Annotated in this window: 12 protein-coding genes; 3 read left to right on the top strand and 9 right to left on the bottom strand. The window is 55.4% G+C overall.

Annotated features, from left to right (window positions below; all coding sequences use genetic code 11):
* Positions 1-180: 180 nt before the first annotated feature.
* The 5 genes from cobT to ACR0BU_RS02420 all read right to left on the bottom strand — a co-directional run bounded on the left by cobT (position 181) and on the right by ACR0BU_RS02420 (position 6,289).
* A complete protein-coding gene (gene cobT / locus ACR0BU_RS02440) occupies positions 181-2,058 on the bottom strand; it encodes a cobaltochelatase subunit CobT (RefSeq protein WP_299885599.1) in 1,878 nt (625 codons plus the stop codon).
* Positions 2,058-2,756 (bottom strand): aspartate/glutamate racemase family protein, encoded by a 699-nt coding sequence (locus ACR0BU_RS02435; RefSeq protein WP_480734939.1) that lies wholly within the window; start codon positions 2,754-2,756, stop codon positions 2,058-2,060. The genes cobT and ACR0BU_RS02435 overlap by 1 nt, the downstream gene beginning before the upstream one ends.
* 13 nt (positions 2,757-2,769) lie before the next feature.
* Positions 2,770-3,756 (bottom strand): cobaltochelatase subunit CobS, encoded by a 987-nt coding sequence (gene cobS / locus ACR0BU_RS02430; protein WP_298933159.1) that lies wholly within the window; start codon positions 3,754-3,756, stop codon positions 2,770-2,772.
* A gap of 993 nt (positions 3,757-4,749) precedes the next feature.
* Positions 4,750-5,382, bottom strand: a complete 633-nt coding sequence (locus ACR0BU_RS02425; protein WP_480734941.1) for a LysE family translocator — start codon at positions 5,380-5,382, stop codon at positions 4,750-4,752.
* Between the two features lie 283 nt (positions 5,383-5,665).
* Entirely contained in the window at positions 5,666-6,289 is a 624-nt protein-coding gene (locus ACR0BU_RS02420) for a DnaJ domain-containing protein (RefSeq protein WP_298933155.1), read from the bottom strand.
* A gap of 106 nt (positions 6,290-6,395) precedes the next feature.
* Here ACR0BU_RS02420 and ACR0BU_RS02415 point away from each other — a divergent pair, with 106 nt between their 5' ends.
* The 3 genes from ACR0BU_RS02415 to ACR0BU_RS02405 are packed head-to-tail and all read left to right on the top strand — an operon-like array spanning position 6,396 to position 8,105.
* Positions 6,396-6,650 carry a BolA family protein gene (locus tag ACR0BU_RS02415; RefSeq protein ID WP_299885589.1) on the top strand — a complete coding sequence of 85 codons (255 nt, stop codon included), beginning with the start codon at positions 6,396-6,398 and terminating at the stop codon, positions 6,648-6,650.
* A 52-nt stretch (positions 6,651-6,702) separates the two neighbouring features.
* Positions 6,703-7,419, top strand: coding sequence for a hypothetical protein (locus ACR0BU_RS02410; RefSeq protein WP_480734943.1), 717 nt, complete (start codon positions 6,703-6,705; stop codon positions 7,417-7,419).
* On the top strand, positions 7,419-8,105 hold the full coding sequence (locus ACR0BU_RS02405; protein WP_480734944.1) for a hypothetical protein: 687 nt from the start codon (positions 7,419-7,421) through the stop codon (positions 8,103-8,105). Before ACR0BU_RS02410 ends, ACR0BU_RS02405 begins: the two co-directional genes overlap by 1 nt.
* Before the next feature lie 208 nt (positions 8,106-8,313).
* Here ACR0BU_RS02405 and ACR0BU_RS02400 read toward each other — a convergent pair whose 3' ends face one another.
* The 4 genes from ACR0BU_RS02400 to gatB all read right to left on the bottom strand — a co-directional run bounded on the left by ACR0BU_RS02400 (position 8,314) and on the right by gatB (position 12,966).
* Positions 8,314-9,345 carry a fatty acid desaturase gene (locus ACR0BU_RS02400; protein WP_298933147.1) on the bottom strand — a complete coding sequence of 344 codons (1,032 nt, stop codon included), beginning with the start codon at positions 9,343-9,345 and terminating at the stop codon, positions 8,314-8,316.
* Positions 9,346-9,522: 177 nt separating this feature from the next.
* The gene (locus tag ACR0BU_RS02395; protein WP_480734946.1) at positions 9,523-9,969 is read right to left on the bottom strand and encodes a DUF4177 domain-containing protein; all 447 of its coding nucleotides are present in this window, start codon (positions 9,967-9,969) and stop codon (positions 9,523-9,525) included.
* Positions 9,970-10,049: 80 nt separating this feature from the next.
* Positions 10,050-11,306, bottom strand: coding sequence for a peptidase T (pepT, locus tag ACR0BU_RS02390; protein ID WP_480734947.1), 1,257 nt, complete (start codon positions 11,304-11,306; stop codon positions 10,050-10,052).
* Positions 11,307-11,454: 148 nt separating this feature from the next.
* The gene (gene gatB / locus ACR0BU_RS02385) at positions 11,455-12,966 is read right to left on the bottom strand and encodes an Asp-tRNA(Asn)/Glu-tRNA(Gln) amidotransferase subunit GatB (protein ID WP_480734948.1); all 1,512 of its coding nucleotides are present in this window, start codon (positions 12,964-12,966) and stop codon (positions 11,455-11,457) included.
* Between the last annotated feature and the right edge of the window lie 43 nt (positions 12,967-13,009).

Below are 13,009 nucleotides of genomic sequence, written 5' to 3'. Positions count from 1 at the left end.
AAGATCTGAAACAGGAGATCACGCCATGATGCCCCCATTCGACACCGCCCTTTTACAACACCTGGCCGCACGTCATACGCTGCCAGATCCGCGACACATCACGAACCCGCCTGAAAAACCTGCCCCGAAACACTTTCTTAGCGTCTTGGCTGGTATGCTATTTCACCGACCGCAACAGGCCTAACTGGCCCGTTTCATCCCCATCACTCGCGCCCGCGCGCGGGGATCGCTGTCAAACAGCGCTGCCAGTTGTTCGGTCATCGCACCGGCAAGTTGTTCGACATCGGTGATCGTCACCGCCCGGTCATAGTACCGGGTCACGTCATGGCCGATGCCGATGGCCAGCAGTTCCACCATCTTGCGCTTTTCCACCATGGCGATCACGTCGCGCAGGTGTTTTTCCAGATAGTTGGCCGGGTTCACACTCAGCGTTGAATCATCGACGGGCGCACCATCGGAAATCACCATCAGGATCTTGCGCTGTTCACGCCGCGCCAGCATCCGGCGATGCGCCCATTCCAGCGCCTCGCCGTCGATGTTTTCCTTCAGCAGGCCTTCTTTCATCATCAGCCCTAGATTGGGCCGTGCCCGTCGCCACGGTGCATCCGCACCCTTGTAGACGATGTGGCGCAGATCGTTCAGACGCCCCGGCTGCTGTGGGCGGCCATCGTTCAACCATGCCTCGCGCGCCTGACCACCCTTCCACGCCCGGGTGGTAAAGCCCAGAATCTCAACCTTCACGTTGCAACGTTCCAGCGTCCGCGCCAGAACATCGGCGCAGATCGCCGCAATCGAGATTGGGCGTCCGCGCATCGAGCCTGAATTGTCCAGCAGCAACGTCACAACGGTATCTCTGAACTCGGTATCCTTTTCGACCTTAAAGCTCAGCGGTGTGGTCGGGTTCGCAACCACCCGCGCCAGACGGCCAGCGTCAAGAATACCTTCTTCGCGATCGAACTCCCAAGACCGGTTCTGCTGCGCCTGCAAGCGACGCTGCAACTTGTTGGCCAAACGGCTGACAGCACCTTTCAAAGGCTCCAGCTGCTGATCGAGATAGGCGCGCAAACGCTCCAATTCAGCCGGTTCCGCCAAATCCTCGGCCAAAATCTCTTCGTCATGGGTGTTCAAATATACCTTGTAGTCCGGGTCAGCCTCGGACGCTGGCGGTGGGGCAGGTGGCTCCATTGGGGCCTCGCCCTCGGGCATTTCGGCCTCATCGCCCATCTCATCCTCGGCCATCTCATCCATCGAGACCTGCGCCTGAGATTGATCCTGCTGCTCTTCCTGCGTTTGCTCAGGCGTCGCGTCGGCGTCCTGTTCGTCCTGATCATCCTGGCCGGTACTGTCTGGATCAGGCTGTTCCTCGGCGTCGTCCTCGGCCTGATCTTCCTGATCTTCATCCAGTTCATCCGGGTCATCGCCCAGCTGGTCGCCATACCCCAGATCCTTGATCATCTGGCGCGCGAACTTGGCGAATTCGGCCTGGTCCGAGAGCACCTCATCAAGGTTCTCCAGCACGCCGCCAGCCTGTTCTTCGATAAACCCACGCCACAGGTTCATGACGTTTTCAGCGGCAGGCGGCAGATCGCGCCCGGTCGCCAGATGCCGGATCAGATAGCCTGCTGCCACGGACAAAGGTGCCTCGGCCGGTTGCTTGCACTGATCATAGCCACGCCGGATCGCCTCATGCCCGATCTTCACGTCGATATTGCTGGCGGTGCCGGGCATATCCCGGGCCCCCATCGCCTCGCAGCGTGCGACCTCCATCGCTTCATAAAGATCACGCGCCATATCACCTGGAGGCGCATAGCGGTTGTGGGTCGCATCGTCATGATACCGGCGCTGCAACGCCAAGGCGTCCGCTGTGCCCCGTGCCAGCAAAACCTCCTCGCGCGTCATCCGGCGGGAGACCTGCGGCAAACGCATCGACTCACCCGTCATCCCTGACGGATCAACCGTGTATGAGACGTTCAACTCAGGATCGTCCGCCATCACTTTGGTGGCTTCGGCCAGAGCTTTCTTGAACGGATCGGCAGGGTTGTCGTTTTGTTTACTCATTAATCTGCCCCTGCTTCTTCAAGCGTCAATTCTTTGCCTGCCAGACGAGCGAGCAACTCCACATGCACGTCCAACGCATCTACTACAGTATAGCCGGGATCCTGCCCGTCAAAAGCAAGGTTTAGATCGGTTCCTGCCAAAACGATGGCGTCAGCATTCAAGTCATTCACCATACGGTGGCCTGCGTCCAGAAACAGCGCGCGATCCTGTTCGGAACAGATTCCGGCGACTGCCATATCCTGATAGGTCTGCCCCAGCGTGTCGATCTCGTCTTCCAGCGCGACTGCCCGAGTTTGCACAAGCTGACCATAGAGTTTTGTCTGCATCACAACCCGCGTGCCCAGCAATCCAACTGTCCCAAACCCCTGAGAGGCGAAATAGGCATCCAAAGGCTTTACGGCCGAAACCAACGGGATAGGAGATAGCGGGACTGTCTCATCATAGCAGAAATGCCCGCCCAGTGAGGTGATGGCCGCACAATCTGCACCTGCTGCATGTAAACGGGTCAGCAACCCAGCATAGACCCGCGCCTGCGCGTCTCGCTCATCAGCCAGATTGTTACGGATCAACTCCTGCACATCCGCGTTCACGATGGTCAACTCAAGCGGCTTTCCACGTGCCGCCATGGCCGCACTCAGCCGCTGATAATACACCACTGTTGCAGCAACACCGATCCCGCCAATCAATCCGATATGCATGGCGGACCTCCAGTCACCCCAGGCTGACGCTGGCCGCGCTCTCTGGTAGTTCTTCGTCAAAGCAGCGCTGATAGAATTCAGCCACGGTCTGGCGCTCCAGCTCATCACATTTGTTCAGGAAAGACAGGCGGAAGGCATATCCCACATCGCGGAAGATATCGGCGTTCTGGGCCCAGTTAATCACGGTACGCGGGCTCATCACTGTGGACAGATCGCCATTCATGAAGGCGGTCCGGGTCAGGTCGGCAACAGTGACCATCTGGCTGACGGTCTTGCGGCCCTCGGCGGTGTTGTACAAAGGAGCCTTGGACAGGACGATCATCGTTTCGGCATCATGGCTCAGATAGTTTAGCGTCGAGACCAGCGACCAACGGTCCATCTGCGCCTGGTTGATCTGTTGGGTGCCGTGATAGAGGCCCGTGGTGTCACCCAAGCCAACGGTGTTGGCGGTGGCGAACAGGCGGAAGTTCGGGTTGGGTGTGATAATTTCGTTCTGGTCCAGCAAAGTCAGCTTGCCGTCATGCTCCAGCACCCGCTGGATTACGAACATGACATCCGCACGACCCGCATCATATTCGTCGAACACGATGGCCACGGGGTTGCGCAAAGCCCAGGGCAGGATGCCTTCGTGGAATTCTGTCACCTGCTTGCCGTCGCGCAGTTTGATAGCGTCCTTACCAATCAAGTCGATCCGGCTGATATGGCTGTCCAGGTTCACACGCACGGCGGGCCAGTTCAGACGGGCGGCGACCTGTTCGATATGGGTCGATTTGCCTGTGCCGTGGTAGCCCTGGATCATGACGCGGCGGTTGTGCGAGAATCCCGCCAGAATCGCCAGCGTCGTCTCGGGATCGAACTTGTAGGTCGAGTCGATGGCAGGCACGCGATCACTGCGGTCGGCAAAGCCTTTGACCGCCATGTCGCTATCAATTCCAAACACTTCACGGACCGAGATCTCTTCGGTGGGTTTCGCGTTGATATCGATCGATCCGTCAGCCATGCGTCTTGTCCTTATCCTTTGCCCCGTTTCCCGGGTTTGAACCCGTGTGTGGTGCAACATATTGCGGGCAAGGGCAAGGGAAAGCCGCGCGTGTCAAAAGCTAGGCGGATGTTTCTTTGAAACTGGCCTTATCGCTTTGAATGGGATAAGTGTTGGAGCCACCCAACAGATATTTGCCGCAGTCGCATACTCAATGGTAGGCAATGGCCGGTCTGCGGGACAAAACCCCCGGTCGCCCTAAAGGCTTCTCTGGCGACAATACAGACAAGATTGGGGTTAGCAGGCAACGTGTGCATGAAGCCATTTCCCGCGCTGAGGGCGTCAGTCATTATCCCACCCCCTTCAATCCATTCCCGAAAGGCAACGCATCATCCTGGCGGAACTCTGGGGCATATCCTGGGTATGATTGGAGGCCTTTGTGTATCACCGTAACCACAAGTCCAATCGTCGATGTTAATTGTATTCAGAAGGGGTTGCGGATCATCTTCGCGATGACGGCGGATATCGGCCATCCCATCAGCGTGATTGACTGTTTGCGAAACTGATGAGTGAACTTTCTGCGCAAACCCTCGTTGGCTATGGTCACGCAACGGACCAGCCGTGGACGTTCCGGCACTCAGGATAATGGCGAATGCGGTGACGGATGTAATCAGTGTCTTTTTCATGTCTTGGTCCCTTTCAGTTGAGCGTGTTTGCTACGCTGCGTGTGGAACCAATCTGGCAATCTGTGGCTCAGTTTTATTGCGCTGACACGTCAAGGTTTTGAGAAAAGGCTTCAAGTTGACCCCTATTTGCTTCACCTTCCGCAATGGAGGGCCTCAATCAGGTTAACACTGGTGTTGCTACAGTCGTCCACGAAACTGGTGGACTGCAAGTCGGCAGTGTTCAAACAGAAAGGGCTCGAACCGGTCACCGGGTCTGTTCAGACGGCATCCAGATCCGGCAAGCGGACTAAACCGGGCTTTCGCTACTCGGAGCCGAATGTCTGCTGAGCTATCGCGTATCAGCTACGATCCCTGCACCCATTGACATAAGTATAGTGCCCCCAATCCGTCGCCCCAACGCTACAAGGCGAGCCGACGCCGCTGCTCGCATAGCAACGAGGCGTGCAAAAAGGATACAAACTATATCTGTAAGGCTGAAAGCTACATTGGCGATGACGCCGAGCGCTAGGATTTGAACCCAGATTGGAAAAGCCGCTTCAGAAGTAGTGAACTGGGGCAAAAATGCAAAGTAGAATAGCGCCGACTTTGGGTTCAGGATCTCGATGGTAAGGCTGTCACGAAAAGCTTGCCGGGAAGGCTTCGCTTTGGATGATTGAGCTGTCAGCGCACCGGTCTTTGGTCGTTTCCACAACCGGATACCCATCCAAATCAAGTAGCAGCCCCCAACAATTTTTAGCACTATCAAAAGGAATGGCGCAGTCTTTAGAAGAACGGTCACGCCGAAGGCCGCTGCGAAAATGTGTATATAGGATGCGAGATGGAAGGCTAAAGAACTGAGCAATCCGGCGCGCGCGCCATGTGCCATCGTCTGCACAGCCATGTAGAGCATTCCCGGACCGGGAGTAAATGCAAATATCGCCGTAGAAGCGAGGAAAGGGATCGACAGTTCTGAGGGCAGCATAAGTATCTCTGGGCAAAGCGCCTGATAGCAATAACAGCGCAAGCCAGATACACGAGGGCGTCAATTCGCCACCCGCGACATCGGGACCTGACATTCGCTTCACCGCAGCAAATGGGTAGACTCGGGCTCGAAGCCGCCGAAGGCACTCGCAGCACCCAGTTCTCACAGCAACGGCAGCTCACTTCCTGCTCCCGAACAGTGCAGGTTGCAGACGCCGGTGGTAGCGTAACCCGCGAGGAGCTCAGCAAATTGACCATTCCGGCCCACCGGGAATTAGCCAGCCCTATTTAAAACTCCGGCTGTCCTTGATCTGATCCCAGGCCCAGACGACCTCTTGCAACTGTTCTTCCTGCGATCGATCGCCGCCGTTCATGTCCGGGTGCAACACTTTGATCAGTTTTTTATAGGCTTTGCGTATCTCGGCCTTGGACCAGCTATCCTGCGCTTCCAGAATTTCGACGGCGCGGCGTTCGGTCGGGGGCAATCGGCGGCCGCCGGAATTTGCCCGGCCCGGGTTCTTGGTTGCGTTTTCGCCTAAAACCTGATGCGGGTCTTCGATGCCGAGACGGGCCCAGGCGCGGGCCTCGGGGTCGCCCATCGGTTTGGTCTCACGCTCCCATACTTTGTCCTTGGATCGCTGTGCGTTCAGCTCGGCCTCGGTGGTTCCGTCGAAGAAGTTCCACTTCTGATTATATTCGCGCACATGCTGCTGGCAGAACCAGAAAAAGTCGTCCAGTACATCTGGTGCTTTGGGTGCGCGGAACTTGCCCGCCTCTTCACAACCTTCATGGTCACAGACCCGAACCGAAGTTTCTGACGCACCCGACATGCCCCGACGCCCGCGCGGGTTCTTTTTCTTTGACGTGGAAACGGACATATCGAATCCGAAGGGGTCTGACTTTGCCATGCTCTGATCCTCACGAACGTATCTTTTCGACTCGGAGGCAGCAGTTTAGTCTAAGCAGCCGAAAGTAGAAGAGGGGGACGGCAATTAATTTGCCGTTGAGCAAAAAATGAGCATCACCGAAGAAATTGAAGATCGCCTGCAGGCCGCATTTGAGCCGCATGAGCTTGAAGTTGTGGACGATAGCGAAAGTCACCGTGGCCATGCAGGTTTTCAAGAGGGTGGCGAAAGCCATTTCAACGTTCGAATCCGCGCGTCTGCGTTCGAGGGCCAATCCCGCGTCGCCCGGCATCGCGCGGTTCACAAGGCACTGGGTGACATAGTGCCGCGCATCCATGCGCTGGCGTTGGATATTGGGGTTTGACCAAGAAACCAGCCCTAGTTCTGCCTTAGATTGTATCTATTCAAACGTTGAAATGACCCTTGCATCAAAACCTCTCTTAGTCGTTGTGCTGGTCGCCTTAATCTCAGCATGGTCGGGCGTTCAGGCGCAGGCGCAAAATGCGCACCTAGAATTGAATGCTCGTCGTACTTCTGTAGAGCTTGAAATAATGGCACCCGAGTCCGCTATTTCCTGTAAGGCTCCGATGCGCCCTGCAAAGATTGACATCGTCCATGCGTTGAACCCACAGACTCATGACCTGTCATCTTTTGTCGAACCGGTGCGACGTAAAAAGCCAGTTGTCGTGCGGCGCGGTGGGCGGACCGATACGGAAGGACCAGAAAGTCAGGCGCGGTTTGCAAGCAAGTCTTTTTCAAAAGTGCAGGCTGCAGATGCTGCAGATGTGGAGTTGCGCACAGTGCTCTATTTTTGCGAATACCTTGGTTTTCCTGAGTTTGTGGGCCTTGTTTACACGGCTTCGGGCGAAGTTGGGAATTTCACAGTTCATAAAAGAGATGCTGTAACGTTAGATCAGGGCGAAAGTTCTTCGCTAACATTCGAGCGGGGGTTTAAGTGGTATCGAGGTTCCGACGTTGGAAAGGCTAAAAATCCAGGCACAATTGGTCGCCTGCATCTTTCGTTGGAATTGAAAGATATACCTTTTCAGACGCAGGAAGGGGACGGCGAGATGCTGGTAGACTTGACCCTAAGCAGCTTTGTAGAGTTTCCGATGCCCGAGAGCAGTCAATAATGTGCCGCGCGTTTTTTCGTAAAGCTGTACGGATTTTTCTCTGGGCGTCCCTGACTTGCTCGGTTTTTAACAACCCGGTCGCTGCCCGAACTTGGGAAATTACATTTTTGCCCAATGAATTCGTGATTGCCAAGTTGATGAACCTGGAGCCGGGTGAACCGAGACCCGTTTGCCCGGCTGGCTTCCGGCCAATGCGCCTTGCGAGTCAAATCGATCTGCGTGACAATGGGCAACTAACCGTCGGTACGTCTTCCCCCGAGCACTACAAATCCACGAAAACTGGCGTAGAACGTATTCGTGAGAACTTAAACCCGAAGCTTGAATTCGACCTTATAGGTTGCGCGTTTTTGAAACATTTCTTGCCGCAAAGTGGCCACATCGATTTGTCTGGCACGTTCGGGACGGGAGAAATCAAACCAATTCGGTTTCATTTTCAGGCGTCCGGCGGCGAAAACGACGCAGGATTTTGGTATAGGGCACAATTGGCTGGATCTCTACAACCAACGTGGTTGGCATGGAACAAAACAATCGAAGCTCCGGCGCACCTTTCAGATGAAAAAATACTTGGGACTTTGTGGGGTAACGTTTCTCACGAACCGTTTGCCATCCTGTCGGGTGAATATGCAAATGACTTTGTGAAATTCGATTTGGATGGTCCCAGGATCATCGTTGTTTCAGATGATTAGACCATTGCGTGCTTTTCTTTGGCCGTAAGGCGGTCTGGAAAAGTATTTTTGGTTTTCAGGTCAAAGGTTTTTGCTGCGGTAATTTGATAATGGGCTTTTCCGCAGGCTGCCAAACCCGCGGAGTCTGCGCTGCAACCAAAACACTGAGCATCGTCTGCTTACACAGGCAAATTGCACGTGGGTTGTGAGACTGAACCTTTAGTCCGGTTCAGCCCAGCAATCTAGCCTGTGCGAAGGACAGCAGCTTTTTGCTCTGCTCATCCCAGAGATGCAGGCGCGCGTTGGACAGGCTTTCACGGATGGTCATCCGGTTGCTATGCGCAAGAACGGCGTGATCGCGCAGGACCTCGGGCAGCCGATAAAACGGGATGCGAGAGTACAGGTGGTGCACGTGATGAATGCCTATATTCGCGCTCATCCACTGCAGCATTTTGGGCAAAACATAGTGCGAGCTGCCATGCAGGGCTGCGTCGTGCAGATCCCAATCCGTATCTTCAGACCAATGGGTGTTTTCGAACTGATGCTGCACATAAAACAGCCAGACCCCGGCTGTTGCGGCCAGCAGAGTCGTTGGCACGAAAATCAGAAGGATTGGCATCAGCCCACCGAAGTAGTAGATCAGCGACAACGCAATCAGTATCCCTGCATTCGTCCCCATGGCGCTGACCCAGTAGCGTGCCTGGTTGGTGAACCCCAAAGGCAGCCTGTTCTGGAAGAAGAACAGATAACCGGGCCCAAGACCGAACAGCACGATTGGATGGCGATAAAGCCTGTAAGACCAACGCCCTAGCGGCGAAAGCTCTTTGTATTCTGCAACAGTCAGCGTGTGAATGTCACCCATGCCCCGCCGCCCCAGATTGCCGGCAGAGCTGTGATGCATCGCATGCGATCGGCGCCACACGTCATAGGGGGTCAGTGTCAGCACACCGATGACTCGACCCAACCAGTCGCTGGCCGTACGGTTGTTGAAAAAGGCGCTATGCCCACAATCATGTTGGATCGCAAACAGGCGCAGCAGGAATCCCGCGTTGAGCAGGGCAATTACAAACGCCAACCAGCCACTGAAAGACAGGGCAAACCAGGCAAAAGCCCACAAAGCTATGAACGGGCCAAGCGTAACGGCAAGCTCGAAGGCACTTCGGGACCCGCTGGGTTCGCGATAAGATGAGAGAACTTTTACCCAATCCCGCGCGTGCGTCTGATCGGTGTCCTTTTGAAAGGAGTCGGGATTGTGTTGCATTTGCCTGCTTTTATCGGTGTCACCGGCCTTGATAGACGAAAGCGCCAAGTAAACAACGCATAAAACTCATCATTGGCCTACCGTGGGTAAACAAAACTTGAGGCGTGATCCAAAAACACCCGTTGCTCGGACTGAATCCATACGCGGTGTTCGCAGTATCCGTGGGAATTGCCTGCTTCAGGCTTTGTCAGCAGCCTCTGTTGAGGTCTTCTGGTGGGCCTCTTCAGTCTTTGGGTTCTCGGACCCTTTCAGTGACAAAGGCGGCTCGTCTGCCGTCTCTGAAATGGGTGCGGGTGCTGCCACGGTGTCGGGTCCCGAAATCGGTTGTGCCAGCGGAACACCCTCGGGTGTTTCTGTCGGACCGGGGGTACGCATGACGATTGCATCCCCCTCGACCGCGCGCCGAAATACCAGAACATTGCGCCAGTTCACTGTTGATCCCGTCAGGCCGGTTCTTTCTTCGCTGGGCAGCAATTCAGCGCGCTGGTACTCCCAGCCGTCCTGACCCATCTGGTTCAACAGTTGTTCGACCGAAACTGCAAAACGTCCTTCTGCCGTTTTGACACCCTTGGCTTTGGCGCCCTTTTGCGGGGCGGGGACAACCTTGTATTCGTAACGCTGCATCAACTGTTCCTAAATGCCTGTTGCGCCCAATCTAACACGTTGATCCCCGGACGAAAGAGATGTTGCCCAACCAGCGGATTTCAGCCCTGACTGTTGCGCCTATTCAGCGCGGCTTTTTGCACAACAGACAAGCATAGTTCCGTAGCCAGGGCCATATCCTGAACTGAGATCCATTCCAACGGGCCGTGGACACATTGCATGCCGGTAAACAGGTTGGGGCAGGGCGTGCCAAACTCGGTCAGGCGAGAGCCGTCCGTTCCGCCCCGGATCGGGACCGAGCCTGGCTCGATCCCCAAGCCGCGGCAGGCATCTAAGGCCAATTCTACTGGCGTCATGTCCTTTTCCAGCCAGTAGCGCATATTGCGGTACTGGTGGGATATGTCGCAAGAGATCACTGCCCGTGGTTCGGTGGCCTGTACGGCGGCACAGACCTGCCGCACCAGATCACCTTGCGCCTCTAACGCATCCAGTTCGAAGTCGCGCAAGATCAGCCTGATCTCCATCTCGGATGACCCGCCTTTCATGTCAGTGACATGGATGAAACCTTCGCGCCCATCAGTGACCTCGGGCGTCATCGTGGCCTGCGGCAGGGTCTGTACGATTTTGGCGGCCAGATTGGCGGCGTTAACCATCCTGCCCTTAGCCAGCCCCGGATGGATCGAAACGCCTTCGATTTTGATGATGGCCCGATCAGCCGAAAAGCTCTCATACTCGATGTTGCCGATGTCCTGACCATCCAGAGTATAGGCAAAGTCAGCTTTCAGATCCTTGGGCAGGTTCTCTGTGACACCGCGCCCGATCTCTTCATCTGGTGTAAAGGCAATGCGGATTGGGCCATGCGGGATGTCTGTGTTTTCCAGCAGATACCGCGCCATGGTCATCAGAATCGACACACCCGCCTTGTCATCACCGCCCAACAGGGTCGTACCCGAGGCGGTGATCACATCATGTCCGATTTTTTCCGCCAAATATGGATGTTCTTTGGGCGACAGAACCAACTCCGGATCATCGGGAAAGGTAATCTCACCGCCATTGTACCCTTTGATCACCCTCGGTTTGACGCCGGTTGCATTGAATTGCGGCGCCGTATCGACATGAGCCAAAAAGCCTATGGTCGGGCCTGGTGCGGTGCCCGGAATGGTGGCCACCACCACGCTGTCCGCCGTCAGTTCGATATCCTGCGCACCTATGTCGCTCAACTCCTGCTGCAACAGGTTCAGCATGTCGAATTGGATATCCGTGCTGGGGGTTGACGGCGATATCTCGTCGCTCTGACTGTCTATCGCTGCGTAGCGAACCAGCCGGTCTTCCAGTTCCTGATCAAATCGTTTCTGCATGACACCTCATCTCTCTGTTGAAGAAGAAAGGGTGCCAACGGGGGGAAGTCAACCGGATGGTCTGACCCCCAAACCTTCACAAAGAGTGGAATTCTGTTTTGTACAAGTCAGACAATCTGTACTGCCCGACTCATACAAGACGAAAGATTTACGATCCCAGCTTCTTGCTGACCAATTCGTTAACAGCTTTGGGATTTGCCTTGCCGCCAGTTGCCTTCATCACCTGACCAACAAACCAGCCAGCCAGTTTCGGGTTTATCTTGGCCTTCTCAACCTGTGCCGGATTGGCGGCTATAATCTCATCCAGCGCAGCCTCGATCGCGCCGGTATCGGTGACCTGTTTCATGCCGCGATCTTCGACGATCTTGGCCGGATCACCGCCTTCAGTATAGACGATTTCGAACAGGTCCTTGGCGATTTTGCCTGAGATCGCATCCGATGAAATCAGGTCAATGATGCCGCCCAGTTGCGCGGGAGAAACCGGCGACTCGGTGATGTCATGATCTTCTTTTTTCAGCCGGCCAAACAGTTCGTTTATGACCCAGTTTGCGGCCAGCTTGCCGTTGCGACCGTTGGCAACATCTTCAAAATATGCCGCAGACTCCACGTCCGCGGTCAACACCGATGCGTCATAGTCGGACAGGCCGAAGGCACTGATAAAACGCGCTTTCTTCTCATCTGGCAGTTCCGGCAATTTGGCGGCGATATCGTTGACCCAGGCCTGCTCGATCTCCAACGGCAGCAGATCCGGGTCAGGGAAATAGCGATAATCATGCGCTTCTTCCTTCGACCGCATCGATCGTGTTTCGCCCTTGTCGGGATCATACAGGCGTGTTTCCTGATCGATCTCACCACCGCCTTCGATGATTGCGATTTGGCGGCGGGCCTCAACCTCGATGGCTTGCTGAATGAATCGCATGGAGTTCATGTTCTTGATCTCGCAGCGGGTGCCCAGATGCGAAAAGTCCTGTGTTTCCTGATACTTCTCGTATGCACCCGGCAAGCAGATCGAGACGTTCACATCTGCCCGAAGGTTGCCGTTCTGCATGTTGCCATCGCATGTGCCCAGATACCGCATGATCTGACGAATCTTAGCGATATAGGCGGCCGCTTCTTCGGGTCCGCGAATGTCAGGGCGCGAGACGATTTCCATCAGGCACACGCCGGTTCTGTTCAGGTCCACGAAAGACATATGAGGATCCATGTCATGGATCGATTTGCCGGCATCCTGCTCCATATGAATACGTTCGATCCGTACCATACGCGCAGTGCCATCCCCCATCTCGACCAAAACTTCACCTTCGCCGACAATAGGCTGATAAAGCTGGGAAATCTGGTACCCCTGTGGCAAATCGGGATAGAAATAGTTCTTGCGATCAAAGGCAGATTTCAGGTTGATTTCCGCCTTCAGGCCCAACCCGGTTCGCACCGCCTGTTCCACGCAATACTCATTGATTACCGGCAACATACCGGGCATCGCCGCATCAACAAAGGCGACGTTCGAATTCGGCTCGGCCCCGAATTGGGTCGAGGCGCCCGAGAACAATTTGGCGTTGGATGAGACCTGCGCATGCACTTCCATCCCGATCACCAGCTCCCAATCGTGCTTGGCACCGGCGATGGTTTTGGGTTTGGGCATTTCGTATGTCAGATCGAGCATGGCGCGCCTCATTTCCGCAGAAGTCTAAGCCTGCGTATTAGGC

It is taken from the genome of Ruegeria sp. CK2 (assembly GCF_056536585.1).
This window is presented reverse-complemented; position numbering and strand designations above follow the sequence as displayed.